Below are 26970 nucleotides of genomic sequence, written 5' to 3'. Positions count from 1 at the left end.
GGGTATCCACATGACGGGGTGGGACATCTCGCCGTCGGGCGTGCAACACGTTCTCACGGAGACGGCGAAGGCGGCCGAGGGCCTCTCGAACACCGGGAAGGCGTTGCAGGAGACCCTGCCCAGCGCCGCCGGGTCCGCCGGCACGATCCAGCAGGGCGGCGTCGAGAAGAGCGGGGTCCAGGGGCCGGTCGGCGGGGCGCTGGCCGAGTTCTTCACGGCCTACCAGCAGAAACTGGCCTACGTCGCGGTGCGCACGTCGAACTCCCTCAACGGGGCGGCCACCGCGACCAACGCGTACGTCAAGGGCGACCTGGACATGGCCGCGCAGGCCCAGGCGAGCGCCCTGAAGGAGCCGAAGATCGACCTGCCGGGCGCGGGCGGACAGCAGGGGGGCAAGTGAGCGCGGACCTCATCGACCCGCAGAACATCCCGCAGTTCACCGGCGACCTGGAACAACTGGGCACGGACTCGATGCTCCTGACCGCGGAGGCCCTCACCTTCCGCCAGTCGGGTTCGGACGTGCACACCCGCTTCCAGGGCCTGTCGGCGTGCTACTCGGCCCCGGAGGCCGACCAGTTGTTCGCCACGACGGCGCCGGTGGCCGCCAAGGCCGACGAGTTCGCCGACGACCTGGAGAAGGTGGCCGCCGCCCTCAGCTCGTACGAGACGGAAGTCCAGCCGCTCGTGGCCAAGCTGAGAAGCCTCAAGCAGCGGGCGGAGACCTTCCGCAGCGACATCGCGGGCGACGACCACTGGCGCGAGGACGACGACAACGTCCAGCTCAACAACGACCTGGTGCACGACGTCAGCGCCACCACAGCGGCTTTCTGGCAGGCGGAGGTCACCTGCCACAACAAGATCACCGCACTGGTGGGCGGGACGACGCTGATCCTCGAGGACGGCGCGCAGAAGCGGCTGCTGAAGCGCGGCACCAGCACGTACGGCTTCACCGCCGACCTGCTGGACAGTTCCGAGGAACTGCCCTGGGGCAGGACCGTGGAGAAGGAACGGCACGGTCTGGACTGGCTCGGCCACCAGGTGCTGGACTTCGGCAAGGGCTTCTTCGTCGACGGCGTGTGGGGCACGATCCGGGGCCTGGGCACCTTCGTGGGCGTAGACGGCTGGGACGCGGCGGGCGAGGCCTGGACCGGGCTCGGCAAACTCGCGACGGGCCTGGCCATCACCGCGACCCCGGTCATCGGCAGCATGTACTGGACGATGCCCGAGGACAAGCTGCCCGGGTATCTGCGCGAGACCCGCAACACCGTCAAGGAGGCCGGCAAGGCGCTGGTGGCGTGGGACGAGTGGGGCAAGAACCCCGCCCGGGCCGGCGGCGCCGTCACCTTCAACGTCCTGACGACGGTCTTCACCGGCGGCGCCGGCACGGCCGCGAAGGGCGGGGCGCTGGCCCGCACCCTCGGCGTGCTCGGCAAGACGGGGCGGCTCGTCGACCCGATGACGTACCTCGGCAAGGCCGCGAAGTTCGGCACGGTCAAGGTGGCCGACCTGTTCGCCGGCCTGAAGGGCGTCCACGCGGGCGCCTACGACGACATCCTCTCCGGAGCCGGACGCGTCCAGCCGGACGGCAGTGTGGTGCGGATCGCCGACGACATGCCGGTGATCCACGACAACGTCGTCCAGTGGCCGGACGGAACCCGCCTCGACCTCAACGACGGCTCGGTCCTCCGCCCGGACGGCACGGCCGCCCCGGCCAAGGTCGAACTGTCAGCGGCAGACAGGGACTTGCTGCGCCAGACGCTGCCGCACGACGAGGGAGCGCTGGTCGGGGCGGGCGACCGGGCGGGCGCCCACGCCGCCGGGGACACGGCCGGCCATGCCGGCGGCGACTCGACCGCGCGGGGCGGCGGTCACACGACGCCGACCGCGCACGCCACCGACCACGCGGGAGGCGGCCGGGGCACCGACACGGTCCCGGCACACGACACCGGCGGACACGCGGCGGGCGGCGACCACGGTCACACGGGCGGCGGGACCGACGGCGGCCACGTTCCCGCCCAGCACGGTGGGACCGGGGGCGGCCACGGAGGCGGCGGCCACGGCTCCGACGGATCCCCCTCCGGCAGCCACAACCCGCTGGATCACGAGCGCGAGGTCATGCGCCGACAGGTCGAGCGGGCCAACAACGACCCCCAGTGGTTCAAGGACCACTACCGCGAGAACGGCTACCGCCTGTCGACCGAGGCCAACGGGGGGTACAGCCAAGCCGTACCCCAGCTCGTACGCAACCCGTTCGCACCGCCCAAGTGGATCGCGGCCAGCGACATGCCTCCGGCGATCAAAGAGCACTACGTGCACAAGGATCCCGTGGTGGGCAACCGCTCGGACCTCTCTCCCGAGACCCTGCGCCACATGGACGCCCAGGCGGCGAAGCGGGACGCGGCCGTCACGGCCGACAATGCCGCGGAACACCGGCTCAAGGCTGCCGAGGAGGCGTACACCGCGCACCGCACGGAGGAGACGGCCGCCGCCAGGGAGAGCGCCGACGCGGCCCACAAGCCGCTCCACGCCGACGCGAACCGGCAGGCCGAACTGCTCGGCGAGGACGCCGCCGAACACCACGCGATACCGGAGCACTACGAGGGCGCGGTGCGGCTGGACGACAGGGCGTTCGGCAACAACCGGTTCGACCAGGTGTACCGGACGCCGGACGGCCGGTACGTGGTGGTCGAGGCGAAGGGTTCCACTGAGGCGAAGCTCGGCATACGTAAGGGACACAGCGGACGTCTGGTAACACAGGGAACGAAGGAGTACTTCGAGACCATCCTCGATCAGATGGAAATGCGGGCCGAACGGGACGAAATCAAGGCTGAGAAGACCGGAAACCCGGATCTGCTCAAAGCGGCCGATGCCGAACGCAAGCTGGCGAAGGATCTGAGCATGGCTCTAAAACGGGGCGATGTGGACTATGTCCTCGTGAAAGCCAAGTTCAGCGGGCCTAAGTACGCTGGCTACGAGATGCTGAAGTTCAAATTCACGAAATGAGGGAACCGTCCATGCCGACGAGGGTTTCGCGGCCGCCGGCAGAAGGAAGTCACCCCGATCCGGAAGGGCTGCGGCAGAGAATCAATGCGCGCACCCTCAAGGACGTCGAGGACCTGGAGGCGTACCCCGACAGTCTCGGGATGACGTTCAATCGTGCGCGCCAGAGGGCCGCGCTCCTGTGCACCGAGGACCCCACCGCCAAGATGCTGGAGACCTGGGAGGCCTGGGTCATGGCCATGCAGGTCGGGTCGGCGCTCTTCGCCTCGGCTACCGCTCCTGAGGGGTCCACCGTCGAGTGCGTGATCGCTCATGAGGTCAGGACGATCCCCGCCGTGGGGCCCACCCACTTCACGGACGCCGGGACCTGGCTGGACGCCTTCTGGCTGGCCGTGGTCTGCCGGGACCAGGCGCGGATGACCGCGTTGTGCCAGGTGCCGATCGAGACGCTGCGGGCTTCCGGGGCCGTGTTCGAGGAGTACATCTACCACTGGGTGGACGCCCTCCAGACGTACTGGCTGGAACGGCCGGGCCTCGGGGACAAGCTCGTCGCAGCGTTCGACGGGACCGACCCGGACCGGCTGCGGGTCGCCGACCGGGAGCTGATGCTCAAGGTCCTGTTCCCGCCGCTCAACCTCTTCCACCGGTTCGTCGCCCAGGACCCCGTGAAGTTCAACGAGGCCCTCGTCCGCGCGCTCGAACTGCACAAGGACTACTGGACGGCCGACCCGGAGCGCGAGGAGTCCGGCGACGGCGACATCCCGCTCGCCGTCCTGGCGATCACCTGCCTCGCGTACGACGCCGGCCGGCCGATCGACGTCGAGTCCGAGTACCTCCCGGAGCACCTGCTCAAGCGCAGCTGGCTGGGCGAGTTCCCGACGTGAGGTAGGTGACTGGCATGCCTGCTGAGAAGTCGATGCCGTCCGTGGACCTCGCCCACTGGAGTCCCACGAAGGCTCCTGCGGACTCGCGGGCGGCGACGCGTCTACAGGAACGGCTTCAGGGCGGAGGCGACAGTGGACTGGATGGCGTGGGTCTCGATCTGAGCGGAGCGGATCTCTCCGGGGCTGACTTCCAGGAGGCGTGGTTCACCGATGCCAAGCTGGTCGGGACCAAGCTCATCGGCGCGGATCTCTACCGCGTCGACGCCCAGGGGGCCGACTTCTCCGGAGCCGACCTGACGCAGGCCTCACTGGTACGCGCCACCTTCGACGACGCGGTCTTCCGAGGAGCGGTCCTCGATGGCGCGGACCTGGTCAAGACGTCCCTTTGTGGGGTCGACGCGTCGGCTGCCTCGCTGCGCGGGGCCCGCCTCACGGGCGCCTCGCTGATCGAGGTGGACCTGCGCGGCTCCGACCTGTCGGGGGCGATCGTCCACGAGAACACGTTCAAAGTCACTGTGGACGAGACGACCAGGTTCACAGGAATGTCAGGCACCCTCTTCGGCCCGGTTCAGTTGATCGACCAGGAAGGCCGAAGGGAGATCGGCGGCGCCGAGCTGGAGGCATGGCTCAGGAATCGCGGCGGCCGGGTCCAAGTGTTGCCGCTCTTGGCGCATCACTTGAAGGTTCGCGTCAGTGACGCGCCCAGACGACTCCCTCCGATTCTCGCGGAAGCGTTCCGGGTGACGCGAGTACAGACCGATGTATCGGCGGCATCAGAGGTGGAGAACCGGAACTGGGCTGCTGTCGTCACATGTGACTACGAGCTCCTGCAGGGCGACTTGAGCTGGTCTCTGGACATCTATGCGGCCGGCGAGGTCGAGCACCGGCCGACAGAGGACGAGCTGGCCTCGTTCGTTGCCCGGCGACTCAAGGCCCCGGTCTTCTTTTCCTGGGACCCTGTGTTCCCCTGGATCCGGAGGGCGGCTCTGCCGGACGGTGGTCTCACACTGGCACGGGTGCTGCAGCCGCAGGACGACAATCCCGCTTACCTGATCGATGCCGCGGAAGCGGCAATCCCGGGATTCCCGGATGTTGTCCTGACGCGTTTCCCGGAAGCCCTGCACGTATACGGACCGGACTCGCGACGGCGTGCCGACTGGCCTCCCGACCGGCGCTTTCCGGCCACAGCCTTCGAAGGTGACGTCACGCGGCGCACAGACGTGGACGATCCGGACGTCGGCATGGATGACGCCCACCGTCTGCTCTACCGGGGGGAGCCTTTCACCGGTGAGGTGACGGAGCACCTGGGGGGCAGGCTCGTGAGCCTCGACGTGTACGTCGAGGGCCTGCAGCACGGGCCGTCATGGGAGTGGTACCAGGACGGAACGCTCCGATCGGAGGGCACCGTGCTCAAGAACTTGGCCCGCGGGGAGCACAAGCAGTGGCACCCGAACGGAGCGCTCGCGTCACGAAGGGTGTTCACCGACGACGGGCTCACCATCCTGGAGGACCACGAATGGGACGAGGACGGTGTCGCGACGAAGAGTTGGCGTGCCGATCGCACATCGTGATCTTCTTCGACCGCTCGACGTGACGAAAGCGCAGGAGTCATGACCGCTCAGGACTATGACAGTCAGCTTCTCGAGTCCGTTGCCGTGCGGCGGCGGCGGTTGCGGGATGCGTTGGTGTTCGGGGCGCAGCGGCAGCGGCGGGCCGTGGACGAGCGGGTGGGGAAGGTGGTCGCCGGGATGGTCGTGGCGGCCGTGTTGTGCGCGGGGTGCGTGGGGTGGTCGTTCGTGTCGCACCGGGTGATCGGGCAGAGCACGAGCCCCTACTCCCCCGGGGTTTCCACACCCTCCGGCAGTCCTACGAGCCGGTGATAGGTTCGCGAACGTGATGTCTACGGGGGCCATGAGTCGTCAGGCGGCCGGCGGGCCGGCGGTGCTGAGCCGCGTCACCCTCGTCGGTGAGCGGCGCCGCGTCGACCTCGTCCTGCCCGCGCAGGAGCCGGTCGGGGTGCTGCTGCCCGAGATCATGCAATTGCTGGACGACCGTGTGGAGGGCCGGCCCGCGTCGTGTCACCTCGTGACCGTGGACGGTTCCGCGCTCGATCACGACAGCACCCTGGAGACGGCCGGTGTCCGCGACGGCGCCGTGCTGCGGCTCGTCCGCGTGGAGGACGCGCCGCCCGCCCCCGTCGTGCACGACGTCAGCGACGAGGTGGCGGAAGGCCTGGGCCACCGGTCGGGGCAGTGGGGGCCCGCCGCGCGGCGGATCACCGCGGGGGTCGCGTGCGTGAGCTGGGCGGTCGTGGCCGCCCTGTTCGCACGTGCGCAGTACGACCGTTCCGTCGTCGCCGGTGCGCTGCTCGCCGGCGCCGGTGCGGTCGCGGTCGCCGGTGCGGTCCTGGGGCGGCTGCGCAGGCAGGCGCCGGCGGTGACCCTGCTGTGCGCCGGTGGCGCGCTCGGTGTGCTGGGCGCGTGGAGCCTGGTCGACGTACTCGGCGGGGATGCCGCGGGCGCTCTGCGGCTGGCCGGGGTGGCCGGCGTGGGCGCGCTGGTCCTTCTCCTGCTCGGGCTGTCCACGCCGTTGGGGCGGGGCGGTGTGGTGGGCGCCGGTGCCGTGGCCCTGACCGCCGTCGGCTGGGAGGCCGTCCTCGCCGCTCAGTCGGGCGCGGGGACAGCGGAGCAGCAGGCTCGTGTCGGGGCCGTGCTGGGCGTCGTGTGCGTCGTCGTCCTCGGAGTGCTGCCGCGGCTGGCGCTGATGGCGTCCGGTCTGTCGGGGCTCGACGACCGGCGGGCCGGCGGGGTCTCCGTCAGCCGTTACCAGGTGTCCGCCGCGCTGGCCGCCGCTCACCGCGGGCTGGTGCTCGCCACGGTCACCGTCGCGGCGTCGGCTGCCGCGGCGGCCGTGCTGGCGGTGCGGTCCCCGTCCGGGTGGACGGTGTCGCTCGCGGCGGTCGTCGCGCTGGTGCTCGCTCTGCGGGCCCGGGCGTTTCCCCTGGTCGCCGAGGTCGTCGTACTGCTGGCCGCGGCAGCCGGCGTCGCCGTACGGTTGGTGACGGTGTGGGCGGAGCGGTCCTCGGCCGCTGCCCCGCTGGCCGTGCTCGTCGTGCTGGCGGTGCTGCCGGTGGCCGTGCTCGCCGTGCAGCCGGCCGAGCATGTGCGGGTGCGGTTGCGGCGGTTCGGTGACCTGCTGGAGTCGGTGGGGGTCATCACGCTGCTTCCGCTGCTCGTCGGCGTGTTCGGTGTGTACGGGCGACTCCTCGACACCTTCGCTTAGGGGGCGCGGCGGCATGACGCAGGGGGAACAGCGGTGGGAGCGGTCGTCCGGACGCCCCGGTGGCGGGGGCGACTGGCAGCGGGACGTGTTGCGGGAGCTGGGCGGCAGCCCGGACGCGGAAGCCGGTACGGGTGCGGGCGGTGGCCGGGAGGCGCCTGCCGTGCGGCCCGGTGAGCCCGCGCTGCGGCTCGTGCACCCCGCGCCCTCGCGCCCCGCGGCCACCGCGGCGGGGACCGGCGAGGACGCGTCCGGTCCGCGCATACCCGGCCCGGTGCCCCCGCCCGCGGCCGGTCCCTCGTCCGCGCCCGGGGCACCGGGACCCGCCGCGCCCATGGCCCCCGCCCTCGAGGCCGACGCCGTTTCGCCCGCCGACGCGCCGGAGCCGGAGCGGCCCGCGACCCCCGCCGCACCCGTCGTGCCCACAGCGCCCACAGCGCCCGCCGGCGGCCCTCGGCTTCCCGCCTCCCCCGCTCCCGAGGCTTCTCCCACCCTCGACCCGCGGCTCCTCATCGCGCTGGGACGGCCCCTGCACGGCGACTCCGTGACCCGGCGCACGGGGCGGGCGCTGCGCAGGCTCACCTCGTCCGTCGCACAGGACGTCGCCGAACAGACCCGGATCGCCCGCGAGTTGCAGCAGCCCGTGACGACGGGCCGGGTGGTGGCCGTCACCTCCATTCGCGGCGGCGTCGGCAAGTCCACCGTCTCCGCGTTGCTCGGGCGCACCCTCACCCACTACCGGCACGACCAGGTGCTGACGCTGGAGGCGGACTCCGCGCTGGGCACCCTGCCGGTGCGCATGGGTGCGGAGGCGGTGCGCTGGACGTGCGCCGACCTCGCGCGGATCCTCACGCCCTCCATGCGGCTGACGGACGTGACCGGCTATCTGGTGCCGGTGTCCGACGGCGGCTGGCTGCTGCCCGCGAGCCGGGGCCAGGTGGGGGCACCGCTCGACATGACGACGTACCGGAAGGTGACGCTGGCGCTGCGCCGCCACTTCGCGGTGACCGTCGTCGACTGCGAGTGCCTGCCCGGCGAGGTGGCCCGTACGGCCATGGACACCGCGCACGCCCGCGTGGTGGTCGCGCCGACGACGGCGGAGGGCGTCGGCGCGACCCGTCAGGTGCTGGACTGGCTGGCCCGGCTGCCGCACTCCGCGCTGGCCTCCACGGTTGTCGCGCTGGTCTGCGGCAGTCCCGACACCGTCCTCGACGACAAGGCGGCGGCCGGGCATCTCAGGGAGACCGGCGTCACCGTCGTCACCTTGCCGTACGACCGCCATCTGGCCGGTGGCGGGCCCATCCGCACCGACCTGCTGGCGCAGACGACGCAGCACGCCGTTCTGCGGCTGGCCGCCGAGGTGATGGGGCGCGCGGTGAGGGTGCGATGAGCACCCGGCCGCCACGGAGCACTCGCCCGTCACGATGTCGTCCGCGCCCGCCCGCCCCCTCCTCCGTCACGACCCGCTCCGGAGAACTCCGCCCGTGACCCTGCGAATCGTCCACCGGCCCGCCCGCAGCACCCGTCCGCTCGAACCCGCCCGGCCCCGCACGGTCGAGGCTCCGCCCAACCTGCCCGAGGGAAAGGTCGGCAACGCGGCGACCGCGCTGCTCCCGATGGCCGGCGTCATGGGCTCCGTGATCATGATGACCGTGATCCGCAACAGCCGGTTCGCGGCGCTCGGCGCGGTCGTGCTGGTCTTCGCGCTGCTCGGGGCGGTGGCCCTGTTCCTGTCCCAGCGCGGCAAGGCGCAGCGCACCCGGCGCACCCAGCGCGAGCGCTACCTGGAGTATCTGGAGGAGCTGCGGGAGGAGTTGGGGGCCGCCGAGCGCCGGCTGCGGGAGGCGGAACGGGAACTGAACCCGTCGCCGGACGCCCTGTACGACCTGGTGCGGGATCCGGCCCGGCTGTGGGAGCGTCGCCGCCAGGACGCCGACTTCCTCAGGGTGCGAGTGGGCCTCGGGGACGTGCCGGTCCCGGAGCCGGTCGTGCAGCAGAGCGGCACCGGCGGGGTGCTGACGCCCCCGGACCCGTTCATGCTCAACGAGGCGCGCGCCCTGCAACGCCGGTTCGCGACGGCCTCCGACGCGCCCCTGGCGGTGCCGCTGGACCGCGCCGGGAACATCAGCGTCGTCGGCGACCGGGAGGGCGTCCTGCGGGTGGCGCGGGCGCTGCTCGTGCAGACGGCGGTGACGCACGCGCCCGACGACGTGGCACTCGCGCTGGCCGTGCCCGGCGAGCGGTCGGCCGACTGGGAGTGGGCCAAGTGGCTGCCCCACGTGCTGGACCCGCAGGCGCACGACGGTCCGGTGGCCGCCCGCCGGATCGCGCCCGACCTGCGGCAGCTGGCCGAACGGCTCCGTCACGAGCTGGGCCGGCGCTCGGCGTACGCGGCGGAGGTGCGGCGCGGTCTGGCCGACCGCGACGCGCTGCGGCTCGCCGGACGGCTCGTGGTGGTCGTCGACGCGTACGGCGAGCCCGCCGGCGACCTTCCGCGTCCGGACTCCGCGGTCGGGCTCTGCGACATGGGCGTCACGGTGGTGCACCTCCTCCAGGAGCGGATCCACGAGCCGGACGAGGTGAGCGTCCGGGTCGGCGTGGACGGCGACCGGGTGGTCGTCGACGATCTGCGCGGCTTCGCCGCCGAGGGCGCCGTCGATCCGGTCACCCTCGCGGGCGCCGAGGGCATCGCCCGTCTGCTGGCTCCGCTGCGGCTGTCGCCGGAGTCCGCGGCCGAGGGCGCTCCCGTCACCGGGCCGGTCGACTTCCCCGCGCTGCTCGGCATCACCGACCCCGCCGATCCGGACGTCCCCACGCTGTGGAAGCCGCGCGGCGAACGCGACTTCCTGCGCGTGCCGATCGGGCTGACGGAGCGTCACGAGCCCGTACTGCTCGACCTGAAGGAGTCCTCGCAGCTCGGCATGGGCCCGCACGGGTTGTGCGTGGGAGCGACCGGTTCCGGCAAGAGCGAGCTGCTGCGCACCCTCGTCCTCGCGTTGGCCGCCACCCACTCCCCCGATGATCTCGCGCTCGTCCTGGTCGACTACAAGGGCGGCGCGACGTTCGCCCCGTTCGCCGGACTGCCGCATGTCGCCGGGATGATCACCAACCTGGAGAACCAGGCCGGGCTCGTCGAACGGGTCCACACCAGTCTCGCCGGCGAGGTCCGGCGGCGCCAGCAGGTCCTCAAGGACGCCGGGAACGTCGCCGACATCGGCCACTACGGGGTGCTGCGCGCGACGAGCCGACCGGACCTCGAACCGCTGCCGCACCTGTTCGTCGTGATCGACGAGTTCGGCGAACTCCTCACCGCCAAGCCCGACTTCATCGACCTGTTCCTGTCCATCGGCCGCATCGGCCGCTCCATCGGCGTGCACCTGCTGCTGTCCAGTCAGCGCATCGAGGGCGGCAAGCTCAAGGGCCTGGACACCTATCTGTCGTACCGGCTGGGGCTGCGGACCTTCTCCGCCGACGAGTCCCGCACCGTCCTCGACACCACCGACGCCTTCCATCTGCCGCCCCTGCCGGGCTTCGGTTATCTGAAGGTCGACACGTCCACCTACGAACGGTTCAAGGCCGGGTACGTCTCCGGAGCGCACCACGGGCCCGCGGCGCGCGAGAGGGACGGCGACGAACCGCTGGTCCTGCCCTACCCGACGTACAACACCGCGCAGGGCGCCGAGGAGCGGGCGGAGGAGGCCGTCGCCACCCGGCGGGAGACCGGCCCGACCGTGCTGTCCCTCATGGTCGGCCGGCTCGCCGGCGCCGCGCCCGCCGTGCGCCGCATCTGGCTGCCGCCGCTGCCGGACGCCGTCACCCTGGACGCGGCCGCCGGACCGGTCCGGGTCTCCGAGCGCGGCCTGCACCTGGCGCGCGCGACGGGCGGCATGCGGGTGCCGCTCGGCGTGCTCGACGACCCGGCCCGGCAGTGGCAGGGCCAGTGGGTGCTGGACCTGACCACGGCCGGCGGCCACGTCGCCGTCATCGGCGGCCCCCAGTCCGGCAAGACGACGCTGCTGCGGACCCTCGTCCTGTCCCTGGCGGCCACCCACACCCCCCGGGACGTCGCCGTGTACGGTCTCGACCTGGTCGGCGGCGGCCTCTCGGCGCTGGCCGCCCTGCCACACGTGGGAGGCGTCGCGGGACGGGCCGACCGGGAGCGGGCAGCCCGTACGGTCGCCGAGGTCCGGGCCATGCTCGCCGAGCGCGAGACGGTGTTCCGCGAGCACGGCATCGACTCGGTCGACCAGCTGCGGCGGCTGCGCGCCGAGGGCCGGCTGCCGCAGCTCGGCTCCACCGACGTGGTCCTCGTGGTCGACGGGTTCGGTGCGCTGCGCGACGACTTCGACGACCTCGACGAGTCCGTCGCCGACCTGCTCAAGCGCGGCGGCGGCTACGGGATCCACGTGGTGGCGGGCATGCTGCGCTGGAACGACGTCCGCATCGCCACCCAGTCGATGTTCGGCACGCGGATCGAGCTGCGGCTGAACGACCCGGCCGACTCCTCCGTCGACCGCAAGCTCTCCGAGACCCTCTCGCCGGACGTGCCCGGCCGGGTGCTCACCGACGGCAGACTGTTCGCGCAGGCGGCACTGCCGCGCCTCGACGGCTCGCCCACGACCGGTGATCTGGGCCCGGCCCTGGACGAGGCGGCCCGGACCGTGCACGCCAACTGGCCCGGCGCGCCCGCCGCCCCGGTGCGGGTGCTGCCCGCCCGGCTGCCCGCGTCCCGGCTGCCCCCGGCGGCCGTCGAACCGCGCCGGACGCCCCTCGGCCTCGACCAGGACGCCCTCGCCCCCGTCCTGCTCGACCTGTTCGGCGGCGACCAGCACCTGCTGGTCCTCGGCGACAACGAGTGCGGCAAGACGAACCTTCTGAAGCTGGTCGTCGCCGGGCTCGTCGAGCGCTACTCCGACGAGGAGCTGGTCTTCGGCGTCTTCGACCCCCGGCGCGGTCTGCGCGGCGTCGTCCCCGAACCGTACCGGGGCGGCTACGCGCACAACGCCGCCCTCGCCGGGGCCCTCTCCACGGGCATCGCCGCAGAGCTCGACAAGCGGCTGCCGGAGAGCGCCGACCCCGACGCGCCCGAGACCGGCGAACCCTCCTTCCGGGGGCCGCGGATCGTCATCCTCGTCGACGACTACGACATCCTCACCACCGCCGGACAGCAGCCCCTCGCGCCCTTCGTGCCGTACGTCTCCAGCGCCCAGGACATCGGCCTGCACTTCGTCCTCGCCCGCCGCGCCGCGGGAGCCTCCCGCGCGTTGTACGAACCGCTGCTGACCGGCCTGCGCGAGACGGGCGCGACCGCCCTGCTCATGACCGGCGACCGCACCGAGGGACAACTCTTCCCCGGCCTGTACGCCTCCCAGCAGCCGCCCGGCCGCGGCACCCTGGTCCGCCGGGGCCGCCGCCACCAGCTCGTCCAGACCGCGCTGGCCGATGCCGGGGAGACCAGGAACGCCGGGGCCGCCGGAAAGGAGGAGTCGTGACCAAGGACGTCATCGCCCTCACCCCGAAGATGCCGGACACCTGGGCCCTGCTCGCCGGCCTGTACGCGGGCGGCCCCCGGACGCACGTGACCGCCGGATCCGAGGGCGCCGTGCTGCGGCTGTGCGCCCCGGACGGCAGGCCCCTGGTGTCCGTGGAGGCCCCGCTGCTCGTCCAGGTCCCGGGCGAGGCGGAACGGCTGCTCGGGCGGGAGACGCCGGTGCCGTTCTGGTGGACCGAGGCGCGGGCCTCCGGCGCGGTGCCCGAGGCCGAGCGGCTCGCGGGATCGGTGTGCGGGCGGCTCGCCCTGCTGCTGGGCGGCGGCACCTGGCCCGAGACGGCCGCGAACACCGACGTCGTGGACGTGAGCGCGGTCGTCGCACCCGGCGACGGCGGGCCGGTCGTGGACGTCCTCACCGAGAGCACGGCCGTCGTCCTTGCCGACCGGCCCGTTCTGGCCCTGACCGCCTGGCTCTCCGAACTGCTGCGCGACACCACGGAGTCGGGCCGCGCCCTGCACATCGTCACCCCGCCGCACGTCCGGCTCAGCGCCCCGGCCCGCGCCACCCTCGTGCAGCCGCCCAACCGCTGGGTCGTCCAGGACCCGGCACAGGGCTATTACGACGGACTGTCCGGAGCGGTGCTGCGCTGGCAGGACGGGACGTTCGCACCGGCGGTCGGAGCCGACGGCACGGCCTCGGTCGCCGAGGCGTTCGGACGGACGTCCCCGAGCGCGGAGCGGCAGCTGATCGTGGCGTTCCGCACCGTGCTCCCCGCCCAGGAGGACGCGGTCCTGGGCGAGGGCGTGGAGACGGCCTGGCGGGCGCTCACCGGCTCCCCGCCCGCCGGCTGGGGCACCGCGGAGCCCGTCAACCTGCCGTGGTCGACGCCCAGGCTGACCGGCCTGGCACGCGACCGCGCCCCCGCGCCCACCCACCTGACCGTGGCCGGACACCCCGGCCGGCCCGCGCTGGGGTGGATCCGGGTCACCCGGACGACCGCGGGCGTCGAGCAGGACGTGACGCTGACCCTCGGATACGGGGACGGCGAGGCGCCGCCGCTGGACGCGATCACGCCACTCGCGCAGACCCTCGTCGAGGAGCACGGCCTGACGACGATGCTGGCCTCGGTCCGCCGGTCCCCCCGCGACCTCAGCACGCCGCCCGTGCTCCAGGCACCGCCCCTTCCGGTCGCCTTCACCCTGGGCGCGCGGGACGTACGCGGCATCGGCCTCACCCACGCCCGCCGCCCACCCCTCCCGGTGCGCCCCCTCGCCCTGGGCCCCGCCTCCGCCCCGGCCCTGCACTACCCGCTGGGAGACGGCACGGACCCGCAGGCCCTGACCGACCTCCAGCAACTGGCGGCACACCTGCGGGCGGGGATGCCGGGGGCGGACACGGAGTCCTGACGGCGGCTTCTGGCACGGAAAACTTGCACCACTACGGGTACCGCTTTCTTGTACCGCCCTGTGCAGAGGAGTGCGTAGTGTCGATAAGCGCCAGCGAGGCGAGGAAGACCCCGTTCCCCCTCAGCGAGCAGGTCGACAACGACCACACCGTCGTGGAGATCAGCTCCCGGTCCGGCGATGTGGTGCTGATGTCCGCCGACGACTACCGGTCATGGCAAGAGACCGTGTACCTCCTGCGGTACCCCGCCAACGCCGCGCGCCTGATGAGGGCGGTCGCGGCTTACAAGGCCGGGGAAACCGTCGAGAAGACCATGGACGAGCTGTACGCCGCGGCGGACGGTGAGGGGTGAGGGACGTCCGCCTCGCTCCCGACGGATGGGACGATTTCGCGTAGTGGGCGACGACCGACCCGAAGATGTGCCGTCGGCTGGCGAAGGTGATCGACGACTGCCGACGCGATCCCTCCGCCGGGATCGGGAAGCCGGAGCCCCTGAGGGGCGGGCGTTCCGGCTTCTGGTCCCGCCGGATCAACGACGAACACCGCCTGGTGTACGCGGTGGAGGACAAGGCCGTCGTGGTCATCAAGGCCCGTTACCGCTACGGCTGATCACCGGCGACTGCGGCGCACGACGAGATTACGGGCGGCCGAGGGCGCACCACCGCCAGATCGACGACGTCGACCCGGATCAGGCGGGCGCCCCGGGCACGGGTGGCAGGGGGTCGGAGACGAACGAACCTCGGGCGCGTGCGGTCACCACAAGGCCCCGGTCCCTGAGGATGTCCAGAGCACGGCGGACTGTGCAGGCCGCCGAAGCGTCACGCCGCCTGTGTCAGGCCGCGGTGTGGGACGCGAAGCGTTGCGCGGTCTCCGCCAGGACCTCGCGCCCGTCCCGGGCCCACAGCCCCTCGTTGAACAGTTCGACCTCGATCGGGCCCGTGTACCCGGCCGCCTCCACGTGGCCCTGCCACTCGCGCATGTCGATCGCGCCGTCGCCGATCTGGCCGCGGCCGTTGAGGACGCCCTCGGGCAGGGGCGTCGTCCAATCGGCGAGCTGGAAGGTGTGGATGCGGCCGCCCGCGCCCGCCCGGGCGATCTGTGCGGGCGCCCGGTCGTCCCACCAGACGTGGTACGTGTCGACGGCGACGCCGACCTGGTGGGCCGGGAAGCGTTCCGCGAGGTCCAGGGCCTGGGTGAGGGTGGAGACCACGCAGCGGTCGGCCGCGTACATGGGGTGCAGGGGCTCGATGGCCAGCATCACCCCGTGTTCCTCGGCGTAGGGGCCGAGTTCGGCGAGGGCGTCCGCGATGCGCTCGCGGGCGCCGTGCAGGTCCTTGGAACCGGCGGGCAGGCCGCCGGAGACGAGGACCAGTACCTCGGTGGCGAGAGCGGCCGCCTCGTCGACCGCCCGGCGGTTGTCGGCGAGGGCCGCCGCCCGCGCGTCCGGGTCTGTCGCCGTGAGGAAGCCGCCGCGGCACAGGGTCGTCACCGTCAGGCCCGCGTCGCGGACCAGCCTGGCGGTCGCCTCCACGCCGTACGTCTGGACCGGATCGCGCCACAGACCGACGTTCACGACGCCCAAGTCTTGGCAGGCATCGACGAGTTCGGGCAGGGACAGCTGCTTCACCGTCATCTGGTTGATGGAGAAGCGGCTCAGGTCCATGTTGCTCACTGGGTCACTCCGTACAGGGCGAGCAGGGTCTTCATCCGCTCCTCGGCCAGCTTCGGGTCGGGGAACAGACCGAGCCCGTCGGCGAGTTCGTAGGCGCGGGCGAAGTGCGGGAGGGAGCGGGCCGACTGGAGGCCGCCGACCATCGTGAAGTGCGGCTGGTGGCCGGCCAGCCAGGCCAGGAACACCACGCCCGTCTTGTAGAAGCGGGTGGGGGCCTGGAACAGGTGGCGGGACAACTCGACGGTGGGGTCGAGGAGTTCACGGAAGCCGGCCGTGTTCCCCGTGTCGAGGACGCGGACCGCCTCCGCCGCGAGCGGGCCCAGCGGATCGAAGATGCCGAGCAGGGCGTGGCTGAAGCCGTGCTCGTCGCCCGCGATCAGCTCGGGATAGTTGAAGTCGTCGCCGGTGTAGCAGCGCACGCCCCGCGGCAGCCGGCGCCGGATGTCGATCTCGCGTCCGGCGTCCAGCAGCGAGACCTTGATGCCCTCCACCTTGTCGGGGTGGGCGGCGATGACCTCCAGGAAGGCGCCGGTGGCCGCGTCCAGGTCGGAGGAGCCCCAGTAGCCCTCCAGCGCCGGGTCGAACATCGGGCCCAGCCAGTGCAGGATCACCGGCTCGGACGCCTGGCGCAGCAGATGGCCGTAGACGTCCAGGTAGTCCTCGGGGCCCGAGGCGGCCGCCGCGAGGGCACGGGACGCCATCAGGATGGAGCGCGCGCCCGATTCCTCGACGAGGGCGAGCTGCTCCTCGTAGGCCGCGCGGACCTCGGCGAGCGTGCCGCCCGCGGTGAGCTGGTCGGTGCCGACGCCGCAGGCGATCCGGCCGCCGACCGCCCTGGCCTCGGCTGCCGAGCGGCGGATCAGCTCGGCCGCGCCCGCCCAGTCCAGGCCCATGCCGCGCTGGGCGGTGTCCATCGCCTCGGCGACGCCGAGCCCGTGGGACCACAGGTGGCGGCGGAAGGCGAGGGTGGCGTCCCAGTCGACGGCGGCGGGCGAGTCGGGCGAGACGTCCGCGAAGGGGTCGGCGACGACGTGCGCCGCCGAGTAGACCGTGCGGGAGGTGAAGGGCGCGCCGGCGGTCAGGGCGAGCGGCTCGGTGCGGGGTTCGTAGGTCCGCAGGGCGCCGTCCGCGCCGGGCAGCTGGATCGTCACAGCGTGACCTCCGGGACGTCGAGGCGGCGGCCCTCGGCGGAGGACCTCAGGCCCAGCTCGGCGAGCTGGACGCCGCGGGCGCCGGCCAGCAGGTCCCAGTGGTAGGGGGCGTCGGCGTAGACGTGCTTGAGGAACAGCTCCCACTGCGCCTTGAAGCCGTTGTCGAACTCGCCGTTGTCGGGGACCTCCTGCCACTGGTCGCGGAAGACCTCGGTGGCGGGGATGTCGGGGTTCCAGACCGGCTTGGGGGTGGCGGAGCGGTGCTGGACGCGGCAGTTGCGCAGTCCGGCGACGGCCGAGCCCTCGGTGCCGTCGACCTGGAACTCGACGAGTTCGTCGCGGTTCACGCGCACCGCCCAGGACGAGTTGATCTGCGCGACGGCGCCGCCCTCCAGCTCGAAGACACCGTAGGCGGCGTCGTCGGCGGTGGCGTCGTAGGGCTTGTCCTGCTCGTCCCAGCGCTGCGGGATGTGGGTGGCGGTGAGGGCCTGGACGGACTTCACCCGGCCGAACAGCTCGTGCAGGACGTACTCCCAGTGCGGGAACATGTCGACGACGATGCCGCCGCCGTCCTCCGCTCGGTAGTTCCACGACGGGCGCTGGGCGGACTGCCAGTCGCCCTCGAAGACCCAGTAGCCGAACTCGCCGCGGACGGAGAGGATCCGGCCGAAGAAGCCGCCGTCGATGAGCCGCTTGAGCTTGAGCAGGCCCGGCAGGAACAGCTTGTCCTGGACGACGCCGTGCTTGACGCCCGCGGCGGTGGCCAGGCGGGCCAGCTCCAGGGCGCCGTCGAGGCCGGTGGCGGTGGGCTTCTCGGTGTAGATGTGCTTGCCGGCGGCGACGGCCTTGCGGATCGCCTCCTCGCGGGCGGAGGTGACCTGGGCGTCGAAGTAGATCTCGACGGCCGGATCGGCGAGCACCGCGTCGAGGTCGGTGGAGACGTTCTGCGGGTCCAGGCCGTGCTGCTCGGCGAGCGCCCTGAGGGCGTGCTCGCGGCGGCCGACGAGGACGGGTTCCGGCCACAGGACGGTGCCGTCGCCGAGGTCGAGGCCGCCCTGGTCGCGCAGGGCCAGGATGGAGCGGACGAGGTGCTGGCGGTAACCCATGCGTCCGGTCACGCCGTTCATGGCGATCCGCACCGTTCTGCGTGTCACGTCGATCCCTTCATAGGCGTCGTGCGCAGGTGTCTGCGCGTTTCGTACGCGTTGTGCGCGCCGCGTACGCCTCTTCCTGATCAGCGTGACAGCAAGCGCTTTCTATACAGGAAGAAGCTAGCCTCTGACCGGTGGTCCGGACAAGACCGTGTCCATCCCGAGTTGTTCGAGGGGGCGAACAACGGGGGTCCTGGGCCGTAAGGTCGGCTCGACACGCCCGGAACCGCGCCTGCCATGGCCGCTGTCCACCAGGGCGTACGACGACGTACGACGAGATGTGTGACCGGAGGACGACGAGATGACGGTGACCCTGGCGGACGTGGCGGCCCGCGCGCAGGTCTCGCCCGCGACGGTGTCGCGCGTGCTGAACGGGAACTACCCCGTGGCGGCCACCACCAGGGAGCGGGTGCTGCGGGCGGTCGACGAGCTGGACTACGTGCTGAACGGGCCGGCGAGCGCGCTGGCCGCGGCCACCTCCGACCTGGTCGGCATCCTGGTGAACGACATCGCCGACCCCTTCTTCGGGATCATGGCGAGCGCGATCCAGTCGGAGATCGGGGGGCCGGGCGGCCGCGCCGGCGGCGAACGGCTCGCGGTGGTCTGCAACACCGGGGGCTCGCCGGAGCGCGAACTGACCTACCTGACGCTGTTGCAGCGGCAGCGGGCGGCGGCCGTGGTGCTCACCGGCGGGGCCGTGGAGGACGAGCCGCACGCCTCGGCGGTGGCGTCCAAGCTGCGCCGGCTCGGCGAGGCCGGCACCCGCGTGGTGCTGTGCGGCCGACCGCCCGCGCCGGACACCTCGGCCATAGCCCTGACCTTCGACAACCGCGGGGGCGGACGCGAGCTGACCGAGCACCTCATCGGGCTCGGCCACCGGCGGCTCGGCTACATCGCGGGCCCCGAGGAGCGCACGACCACCCGGCACCGGCTGGAGGGCCACCGGGCGGCGCTGGCCGCGGCCGGCATCGAGGAGGACCCGCGCTGGACCGTGCACGGCCGCTACGACCGCCGGGCCGGCTACGAGGCGACGCTGGAGCTGCTGCGCCGCGACCCCTCACTGACGGCGGTCGTCGCCGCCAACGACTCCGTCGCGCTCGGGGCCTGCGCCGCCCTGCGGGAGTCGGGGCTGCGGATCCCGGAGGACGTGTCGGTGGCGGGCTTCGACGACCTGCCGTTCAGCATCGACGCGGTGCCGTCCCTGACGACGGTGCGGCTGCCGCTGGCCGAGGCGGGGGCCCGCGCGGGACGCATCGCCATGGGCCGCGAGGAGCCGCCGCCGGGCGGCATCGCCACGATCCGCGGTGAGTTGATGGTGCGCGGGTCGTCGGGCGCGCCCCGCAAGTGAGACTGCCGTCCGCCCACCGGGAGGCCCGGCTGCCGGACGTCGTCCGCATCGCCGATCCGGCAGCCCGTTCGCCGCGGGAAGCGTGAAGGAGAAGGACTGGGCAGGTCAGGAACCGCTGCGGAGGTTCCGCGGCAGGGTGCGGGACTGAGGCCGCCGCCGTTCGCCGGGGTTGGGGCCGGGGCCCGGGTTGGGCCGGGGGCCGGGATCTGGTTGGGCCGGGGGACGGGATCGGCCGGCGGCCCGGAACGCGGACCGCGCACCGAGACCGCCTCGCCCCTGAGTCTGTCCCCGCCCTCCGCCCCTCGGCCCTCGCCCCTGCCGGGCGGTCCCCTCGGCGGTCGGTCCGGGCACACCGGCGGGCACGGGCGGAAATCGCCCCCTTCTGCGCTGGACCCGTGTGCCGCCTCCGGGTGAGAGTGGGGACATGAAGTTCGCCTTTTCCACTCTCGGTGTCCCCGGTCTGCCCGTCTCCGAAGTGCTGCGGCTCGCGGTCGCGCACGGTTATCACGGCGTGGAGGTACGCGCCCATCCCGAGGAACCGGTCCACCCGGGACTGACTCCGCAGGAACGCGCCGACGTCGCCGCCGAGTTCAAGGCGGCGGGCGTCGAGATCCTCGGGGTCGCCGGGTACGCGCGGGTCGCCGCGCCCGGTGACGACGAACCCGTGCTGGACGAGATCCGCGCCCTCGTCGGCCTCGCCCGCGATCTCGGCGCGCCCTTCGTCCGCGTCTTCCCGGGCGGAGCCCCGGACGGGGCCGAGGAGCAGAGCGACGCGGACGCCGACGCGATCGCGGCCCGGCGTCTCGGGACCGCCGCCGAACACGCCGCCGACTTCGGGGTGCGCATCCTGGTGGAGACCCACGACTCGCACCGCACGGGCGCGGACGTCATCCGGATCATCGGCCCCGTCGGACACCGGCAGGTCGGCGCGCTGTGGGACGTCATGCACACCTGGCTGGGCGGCGAGCAGCCGCAGGACACCTACGCCGCGCTCTCCCCGTTCCTCGGGTACGTGCAGGTCAAGGACATCGCCTCGGCCGAGGACACGACCCCGCTGGCTCTGGGCTCCGGCGTGCTGCCCCTCGCGGAGTGCGTCGAGGTCCTGACCCGCAACGGCTGGGACGGCTGGCTGTGCTGGGAGTACGAGAAGCGCTGGCACGAGGACGCCGAGCCGCTGGCAGGCCTCCTCGACGGCGGCCGCGCCCACCTGGGCCGGCTGCTCAACGACTCGGCGTGACGGTGGCCGGTCACGCACCGGCGGACCACACGAACGCAACGGACGAGCCCGGCGCCGGAGCGGATCACCCGAGCGGATCACGCCAGTGACCCGCTCGGGTGGCCGCTCACGTGAGTGACCGGCCGGGCGAACCGCCCGCGTGACCGGCCGACGAACCGCCCACCGCGCCCGCCATGTCCGGCGGGCGCGGCGGGCGGGCGCGGTAGGCACGTTCGACCGGCTCGGCAGGCGCAGTCGGCGCTGTGGGCGCAGCGCCGTGCGCGCGGGCGGCCGGGCTCGGTGGGACGGCCACAGGAGCAGGGGTCAGGTCAGGTCGGGCCAGGACGGTGGCGGGCCACGCGGGCTGTCAGGCGCCGCTCGCATGCGGGCCATTCGCGTGCCGTGACGGAGAAGATCGCGGAGTCGCGCAGGCTGTCGTCCTCGCCCGGCGCCCAGGAGCGCGACCAGTTGCGCAGGACGCCCTCGAAGCGGGCGCCGACGCTCTCGATCGCCGCGCGCGAACGGGCGTTGCGGGCGTCCGTCTTGAGGTCCACCCGGGAGACGCCCCACCGCTCGAAGGCGTGCCGGAAGAGCAGCAGCTTGGCCTCGGCGTTGACGCCCGTGCCCTGGGCGGAGCCGGCGAGCCAGGTGAAGCCGACCTCGACGGCGTCGAGGCGGTCGTCGGAGCGCCAGCACCGGGGCTCCCAGTACGAGGTCGCGCCGACCGCCCGGCCGGAGGCGAGGCTGATCTGCGCGTACGGGGCGAGCCGGCCGGTCGCCGCGCGGGCGAGCTGGGCTTCGACGTAGTCGGCGGTCTCGTGCCCTCGGGGCACCCAGGTGTAGGCGTACGTGGACCGGTCCTCCTCGGCCGCCTCCGCCAGTTCGGCGGCGTGCCGCCGCTCCAGCGGCTCCAGGCGCACCAGCGCGCCCTCCAGAACCGGTCCCTCCAGCACGAAGGCCACCCGACGCCGTCCTCTCCCAGCCGTGCCGTTCGCGGGCCGCCCGCCCGGCGGCGGACGGCGCCCTGATCAGACGTCCAGTCGCGCGAACGCCTCGTGGAAGCCGGGGAAAGTCTTGCGGACGCAGCCGGGGTCGTCGAACGAGATTCCGGGGACGCGCAGGCCGGTCACCGCGAAGGACATGACGATGCGGTGGTCGCCGAAGGTCTTGACGTCGGCGCCGACGGGGGCTGCGCCGGGCACGATCTCGATCCAGTCCGGGCCGGTGTCCACCCGCACCCCCATCCGGCGCAGGTTCTGCTCGCAGGCCTCCAGCCGGTCGCACTCCTTGACCCGGGTGTTCGCCACGTCCTCGATGCGCACGGGCCCGGAGGCGAAGGGGGCGATCGCGGCGAGCGTCGGCATCGTGTCGGAGATGTCCCGCATGTTGACGGTGAGGCCGCGCAGTTCGCCCGTCCCGGCCACCGTCGTGCGGTCGGCGCCGGCCTCCACGCGGGCGCCCATCCGGCGCAGGACGTCCACGAAGCCCAGGTCGCCCTGGAGCGCGTCCGCGCCGAGCCCCGGCACGGTCACCTCGCCGCCGGTGACGGCGGCCGCCGCGAAGAAGTAGCTCGCGGTCGACGCGTCGGGCTCGATGGCGTAGGTGGTCGCCCGGTAGCCGCCCGGCGGGACGACGTAGGTGTTCCCCTCGCGGGCCACGTCCGCGCCGAAGGCCCGCATCATGGCGATCGTGATGTCCACGTACGGCGCGGACACCAGGTCGGTGACGGTGACGCGCAGCCCGGTGCGGGTGAGCGGGCCGAGCAGCAGAAGGGCGGTCAGGTACTGGGAGGACTGGCCGGCGTCCAGCACGACCTCCCCGCCCTCGACGCCGGCGGCCCGCACTGTGAGCGGGTGGTGGCCCTCCGCCTCCTCGTGCCGCAGGTCCACGCCCAGGTCGCGCAGTGCGCGGGTGAGCGGGAGCAGGGGGCGGCGGCGCATCTGGGGCGAGGCGTCGAAGCGGTAGACGCCGTGCCCGGCGGCGACGAGGGCCGGCAGGAAGCGTGCCGTGGTCGCGCCGTCCCGGCAGTACACGTCGGCCGCGGCGCGCGCCGGTCCCTGCGGGCGGCCGTCGATCTGCCAGGCGTCCGGCGTCCGCCCGACGCGGTAGCCGAGCCGGGTCAGGCCCTCGGCGAAGCCCTCGGTGTCGTCCGAACGCAGGGGCCGCTGGAGGGTGGTGACTCCGTCGGCGGCCGCGGCCAGGAAAAGGGCGCGGGCGGTGAGCGACTTGGAACCGGGGATGTCGACGAGGGCCATGCCCCTCATGATCCCGCGCCGGTCCGCCCCGCTGCCGGTACGTCCACGGGATGGACGACGGCCGGGCCCGCTCCGCCGGCGGGGGCGGGCGCGGAGACCGTCGGGGAGCCGGGCACGGGAACGGGCGGGTCGGCGGGCGGGAACGGCGCTTGCGCGCCGTCCTGCGCGGGACGGCCGGCGGGCCTGCGCGCCGGCGACAGGGAGGTCAGCGCGACCCCGCCCACCAGGAGCGCGGCGGCGCACCAGCGCGGGCCGCTCACCGACTCGTCGAGGAAGACGGCGGCCGACGTCATGCCGAAGACCGGGACCAGCAGGGAGAAGGGGGCGACGGTGGACGCCGGGTGACGGTGCAGCAGCCAGCCCCAGGCCCCGAACCCGAAGACGGTCGTCACCCAGGCGACGTAGACGAGCGTGCCCGCGCCCTGCCAGTCCAGGCCGCGCAGGGCGGCCAGATCGCGTGCCGGGCCCTCGGTCAGCAGGGAGAGGGCGAGCAGCGGCAGGACCGGGACGGTGCTCACCCACACCATGAAGTTCAGCGCGTCCGGCGGGGATGCCTTGCGGGTGAGCACGTTGGACGCGCCCCAGCACGCCGCCGCCGCGATGACCAGGGCGAACGCGCCGAGCGGGCCCGAGGCGCCCTCGTCCGCGGCCGCCACGGCGATGCCGGCGAGGGCCACGGCCATTCCCAGCAGACGGATCCGGGTCGGCCGTTCGCCGAGCACGGCGAACGCGATGGCGGCGGTGAACACCGACTGGATCTGCAACACCAGCGAGGACAGGCCGGCCGGCATGCCCGCGTCCATGCCGACGAACAGCAGCCCGAACTTCGCCACGCCCAGCACGAGTCCCACCGCCACGATCCACTTCCAGGCCACCTTGGGGCGGCCCACCAGGAAGACCGCGGGCAGCGCCGCCACCAGGAAGCGCAAGGCGGAGAAGAGCAGCGGCGGGAAGTGACCGAGGCCGATCTCGATGACGGTGAAGTTGACGCCCCAGACGGCGGCGACGAGGACGGCGAGGGCGAGGTGAGCGGGTCGCATGCGTCGAGGATCACCCGCCCGGACTGTGTAGCACCAGCGAAGATTGCTGCATGGTTGGATGAAGCAACGCTGATCTGTCCCCGCGTCCCGCTCATCCGTTCCCGCGTCCCGCTGATCCTTCCCCGGTCCCGAGGAGCCAGCCGTGCTCGATCTCCAGCGCCTGCGCGCCCTGCACGCCGTGTCGGTGCACGGAACCGTCGGCGCCGCGGCCGCCGCCCTCGGCTACACGCCGTCGGCGGTCTCCCAGCAGCTCGCCAAGCTGGAACGGGAGACCAGGACCGTGCTGCTGGAGCGGGAGGGGCGCGGCATCCGCCTCACCGATGAGGCGCTGCAACTCGTCGCCGCGGCCAAGGAGTTGCTGGCGATCGTGGAGCGCACCGAGACCGAGCTGGAGGAGCGGCGCGGGGTGCCGGCCGGGCGGCTGACCATCGCCGCGTTCGCCTCGGCGGCGCGCGGACTGCTGCCGGGCGCCCTCGCCGACCTGGCCCGCCGGCATCCCGCGCTGGACGCCCGGCTCACCGAGGTCGACCCGCATCTGTCGGTGGACCTGGTCGCGAAGGGGGCCGTGGACCTCGCGGTCGCGCACGACTGGGACATCGCGCCGCTGCCCGCCCCGGCCGGCGTCGAGCACGCGGTGATCGGGGACGACGCGTGCGACCTGCTGGTCCCCGAAGGGCATCCGTTCGCCGGGCGGACGGGGGTGCGGCGCGAGGAACTGGGCGGCGAGCGCTGGATCTGCCAGCCGCCGGGCCGCGTCTGTCACGACTGGCTGGTGCGCACCCTGCGCGCGGCCGGGCACGAGCCCGACCTGGTGCACACCGCCGAGGAGAACCCGACCCTGGTGGCGCTGGTCGCGGCCGGGCTGGGCGTCGCCCTCATCCCCCGGCTCGGGCGGGGTGCGCTGCCGCCGGGCGCGGTGGAGGTGCCGCTCGACCCGACGCCCGTCCGGCGGCTGTACGCGCTGTGGCGGTCGGGGGCGGCGCGGCGGCCGGCGATCGCCGAGACGGTGCGGGTGCTGCGCGAGCAGTGGCCGCACGCGTCGGCCCGCCGGCCGTGACCGCCCGGGGCCGCCGCGGCGACCGGCCCCCGCCGCGCCGCCCGGCGGCCGGTCGCCAGGCCGTCGTCGGCGCGCCTCCTCCAATGCGCCGACGGCGGCGTCCCCGCGGGTAGCGTGCGCCACCGGCCCCCCACCGGAAGGAGCGCACATGCCCTCCAGACGCACCGTTCTCGCCGCCACCGCCGGCGTCACCGCCGCCCTCGCCGCGGGCGGCACGGCCCGCGCGGACGAGCGCCGGCCCGAAGTCCTGCTGTCCCGGATGACCCTGCCGGAGAAGGTCGGCCAGGTCTTCGTCTCACGGGTCCACGGCCACTCGGCGACCGCGCCCGACCCGGCCGACGCCGCCGCCAACCTCGCCGACTTCGGTGTGCGCACGGCCGCCGAGCTGCTCGCCCGCTACCGGCTCGGCGGGATCATCTACTTCACGTGGGCGCACAACACCCGCGACCCCGGCCGGATCGCGGAGCTGTCCGACGGCCTCCAGCGGGCGTCCCTCGGGCAGCCGCGCGGGCTGCCGGTGCTGATCTCCACCGACCAGGAGCACGGCGTCGTCTGCCGGGTGGGCAGGCCCGCCGCCCTCTTCCCGGGCGCGATGGCGATCGGCGCGGGAGGCGACCGGGCCGACGCCCGCACCCTCGGGCTGCTCTCGGGCCGTGAGCTGCGGGCCATGGGCATCCGGCAGGACTACTCCCCCGTCGCCGACGTCAACGTCGACCCGGCGAACCCGGTGATCGGCGTCCGCTCCTTCGGCGCGGACCCGGACGCGGTGGCCGGCCTGGTCGCGGCGGAGATCGAGGGCTACCGGGCGGCAGGGGTGGCGGCGACCGCCAAGCACTTCCCCGGGCACGGCGACACGGCCGTCGACAGCCACACCGGCTTCCCCGTCATCACCCACACGCGCGAGGAGTGGGAGGCGCTGGACGCGCCGCCGTTCCGGGCCGCGATCGCGGCCGGCGTCGACTCCCTGATGACCGCGCACATCGTCATGCCCTCCCTCGACGGCTCCGGCGACCCGGCCACCCTGTCCCGGCCCGTCGTCACCGGCCTGCTGCGCGAACGGCTGGGCTTCGACGGGGTGGTGATCACCGACGCCCTCGACATGGCAGGCGTGCGCACCAGGTACGGCGACGACCGGGTGCCGGTGCTCGCGCTGCGGGCGGGCGTCGACCAGCTCCTCAACCCGCCCAAGCTGGACGTGGCCTGGAACGCCGTGCTCGACGCCGTGCGGGACGGCGAGCTGACCGAGGAGCGGCTCGACGAGTCGGTGCTGCGGATCCTGCGGCTGAAGGAGCGGCTGGGCCTGTTCGACGATCCCTACGTGCGCGTGGGCGACGTCGGCCGGACCGTGGGTGCCCCGGCGCATCTGGCGGCGGCCGACCGGCTCGCCGAGCGCACCACGACGCTGCTCGTCAACGAGGGGCCCGTGCTCCCGCTGTCCCCCAGGACGCACCCGCGGGTCCTGGTGACGGGTGCCGACCCGGCCTCCCCGTCCGGCACGACGGGCCCGCCCACCGGGGTCCTCGCCGCAGCCCTCACCGCGCTCGGCTTCACGGCGACGTCCCTGCCGACGGGCACGGACCCCTCGCCGGAGGCGATCACCCGGGCGGTGGCCGCCGCGGCCGGGGCCGACGCGGTGGTGGTGACGACCTACGACGTCACGGCGGACAGCTCCCAGCGCACTCTGGTGCGGGAGTTGACCGCGACCGGCCGGCCCGTCGTCGCGGCGGCCGTCCGCAACCCCTACGACGTGGCCCTGTTCCCGTCCGTGAAGGCCTGTCTGGCGACCTACTGCTGGACGGACGTCGAACTGCGGGCGGCCGCCCGGGTGATCGCCGGCGCGGTCTCCCCGCGGGGCCGGCTCCCGGTGCCGGTGCGCCGCGCGGACGACCCCGCCCGCACGCTCTACCCGATCGGACACGGTCTGACGTACTAGGGCGTGTCTGCCGGGTGTCCGACCGGCCGTGCGGGTCGGGGCGGCCAGGTCCGCGGGGGCGCTGCCCACCGCACGAAGGGAGGGCCGC

At 73.5% G+C, this 26970-nt stretch carries 20 protein-coding genes and 1 pseudogene; 15 read left to right on the top strand and 6 right to left on the bottom strand.

The features are described 5' to 3' along the window. Nucleotides 1-10 precede the first annotated feature (10 nt). The 11 genes and pseudogenes from ACGFSH_RS01255 to ACGFSH_RS01205 all read left to right on the top strand — a co-directional run bounded on the left by ACGFSH_RS01255 (nt 11) and on the right by ACGFSH_RS01205 (nt 14668). Nucleotides 11-400, top strand: coding sequence for a DUF6507 family protein (locus ACGFSH_RS01255; RefSeq protein ID WP_393343741.1), 390 nt, complete (start codon nt 11-13; stop codon nt 398-400). Further along, nucleotides 397-3003, top strand: a complete 2607-nt coding sequence (locus ACGFSH_RS01250; RefSeq protein WP_393343739.1) for a hypothetical protein — start codon at nt 397-399, stop codon at nt 3001-3003. The genes ACGFSH_RS01255 and ACGFSH_RS01250 overlap by 4 nt, the downstream gene beginning before the upstream one ends. 140 nt (nt 3004-3143) lie before the next feature. After that, entirely contained in the window at nt 3144-3884 is a 741-nt protein-coding gene (locus tag ACGFSH_RS01245) for an immunity 49 family protein (protein ID WP_393343737.1), read from the top strand. 14 nt (nt 3885-3898) lie between these two features. Next, nucleotides 3899-5455 (top strand): pentapeptide repeat-containing protein, encoded by a 1557-nt coding sequence (locus ACGFSH_RS01240; RefSeq protein ID WP_393343735.1) that lies wholly within the window; start codon nt 3899-3901, stop codon nt 5453-5455. Nucleotides 5456-5494: 39 nt separating this feature from the next. Next, nucleotides 5495-5764, top strand: coding sequence for a hypothetical protein (locus ACGFSH_RS01235; protein WP_393343733.1), 270 nt, complete (start codon nt 5495-5497; stop codon nt 5762-5764). A gap of 31 nt (nt 5765-5795) precedes the next feature. After that, nucleotides 5796-7166 (top strand): type VII secretion integral membrane protein EccD, encoded by a 1371-nt coding sequence (gene eccD / locus ACGFSH_RS01230; protein WP_393343731.1) that lies wholly within the window; start codon nt 5796-5798, stop codon nt 7164-7166. A 13-nt stretch (nt 7167-7179) separates the two neighbouring features. Then, on the top strand, nt 7180-8553 hold the full coding sequence (locus ACGFSH_RS01225) for a hypothetical protein (protein WP_393343729.1): 1374 nt from the start codon (nt 7180-7182) through the stop codon (nt 8551-8553). Nucleotides 8554-8647: 94 nt separating this feature from the next. Next, complete coding sequence (eccCa, locus tag ACGFSH_RS01220) at nt 8648-12655, top strand: type VII secretion protein EccCa (protein WP_393343727.1); 4008 nt, start codon at nt 8648-8650, stop codon at nt 12653-12655. Next, nucleotides 12652-14061, top strand: a complete 1410-nt coding sequence (locus ACGFSH_RS01215; protein WP_393343725.1) for a DUF6177 family protein — start codon at nt 12652-12654, stop codon at nt 14059-14061. Before eccCa ends, ACGFSH_RS01215 begins: the two co-directional genes overlap by 4 nt. 77 nt (nt 14062-14138) lie before the next feature. Beyond that, a complete protein-coding gene (locus ACGFSH_RS01210; RefSeq protein ID WP_393343723.1) occupies nt 14139-14411 on the top strand; it encodes a type II toxin-antitoxin system Phd/YefM family antitoxin in 273 nt (90 codons plus the stop codon). Further along, nucleotides 14408-14668: pseudogene (locus ACGFSH_RS01205) on the top strand (Txe/YoeB family addiction module toxin). Before ACGFSH_RS01210 ends, ACGFSH_RS01205 begins: the two are co-directional and overlap by 4 nt. Before the next feature lie 223 nt (nt 14669-14891). Here ACGFSH_RS01205 and ACGFSH_RS01200 read toward each other — a convergent pair. The 3 genes from ACGFSH_RS01200 to ACGFSH_RS01190 are packed head-to-tail and all read right to left on the bottom strand — an operon-like array spanning nt 14892 to nt 18036. After that, entirely contained in the window at nt 14892-15722 is an 831-nt protein-coding gene (locus ACGFSH_RS01200) for a sugar phosphate isomerase/epimerase family protein (protein ID WP_393345442.1), read from the bottom strand. Between the two features lie 5 nt (nt 15723-15727). Continuing rightward, nucleotides 15728-16882, bottom strand: a complete 1155-nt coding sequence (locus ACGFSH_RS01195; RefSeq protein WP_393343721.1) for a dihydrodipicolinate synthase family protein — start codon at nt 16880-16882, stop codon at nt 15728-15730. Further along, on the bottom strand, nt 16879-18036 hold the full coding sequence (locus ACGFSH_RS01190; protein WP_393343719.1) for a Gfo/Idh/MocA family protein: 1158 nt from the start codon (nt 18034-18036) through the stop codon (nt 16879-16881). The genes ACGFSH_RS01195 and ACGFSH_RS01190 overlap by 4 nt, the downstream gene beginning before the upstream one ends. A gap of 298 nt (nt 18037-18334) precedes the next feature. Here ACGFSH_RS01190 and ACGFSH_RS01185 point away from each other — a divergent pair, with 298 nt between their 5' ends. Together ACGFSH_RS01185 and ACGFSH_RS01180 are read left to right on the top strand one after the other, a co-directional pair. After that, nucleotides 18335-19381 (top strand): LacI family DNA-binding transcriptional regulator, encoded by a 1047-nt coding sequence (locus tag ACGFSH_RS01185; RefSeq protein WP_393343717.1) that lies wholly within the window; start codon nt 18335-18337, stop codon nt 19379-19381. A gap of 424 nt (nt 19382-19805) precedes the next feature. After that, complete coding sequence (locus tag ACGFSH_RS01180; protein ID WP_393343715.1) at nt 19806-20618, top strand: sugar phosphate isomerase/epimerase family protein; 813 nt, start codon at nt 19806-19808, stop codon at nt 20616-20618. A gap of 308 nt (nt 20619-20926) precedes the next feature. Here the strand turns inward: ACGFSH_RS01180 and ACGFSH_RS01175 are convergent, their stop codons facing one another. From ACGFSH_RS01175 to ACGFSH_RS01165, 3 genes are all read right to left on the bottom strand, one after another. Then, nucleotides 20927-21559: a GNAT family N-acetyltransferase gene (locus tag ACGFSH_RS01175; RefSeq protein ID WP_393343713.1), complete on the bottom strand. Its 633-nt coding sequence runs from the start codon at nt 21557-21559 to the stop codon at nt 20927-20929. A gap of 66 nt (nt 21560-21625) precedes the next feature. Further along, a complete protein-coding gene (gene aroA / locus ACGFSH_RS01170) occupies nt 21626-22852 on the bottom strand; it encodes a 3-phosphoshikimate 1-carboxyvinyltransferase (protein ID WP_393343711.1) in 1227 nt (408 codons plus the stop codon). Between the two features lie 5 nt (nt 22853-22857). Next, on the bottom strand, nt 22858-23892 hold the full coding sequence (locus ACGFSH_RS01165; protein WP_393343709.1) for an EamA family transporter: 1035 nt from the start codon (nt 23890-23892) through the stop codon (nt 22858-22860). A gap of 142 nt (nt 23893-24034) precedes the next feature. On the opposite strand from ACGFSH_RS01165, the gene ACGFSH_RS01160 reads away from it, so the two are divergent. Then, nucleotides 24035-24949 carry a LysR family transcriptional regulator gene (locus tag ACGFSH_RS01160; protein ID WP_393343707.1) on the top strand — a complete coding sequence of 305 codons (915 nt, stop codon included), beginning with the start codon at nt 24035-24037 and terminating at the stop codon, nt 24947-24949. A 148-nt stretch (nt 24950-25097) separates the two neighbouring features. Next, nucleotides 25098-26882: a glycoside hydrolase family 3 protein gene (locus tag ACGFSH_RS01155; RefSeq protein ID WP_393343705.1), complete on the top strand. Its 1785-nt coding sequence runs from the start codon at nt 25098-25100 to the stop codon at nt 26880-26882. Nucleotides 26883-26970 lie beyond the last annotated feature (88 nt).

It is taken from the genome of Streptomyces sp. NPDC048481, from assembly GCF_043200075.1.
In the GTDB taxonomy this organism is placed as follows: Bacteria; Actinomycetota; Actinomycetes; order Streptomycetales; family Streptomycetaceae; genus Streptomyces.
This window is presented reverse-complemented; position numbering and strand designations above follow the sequence as displayed.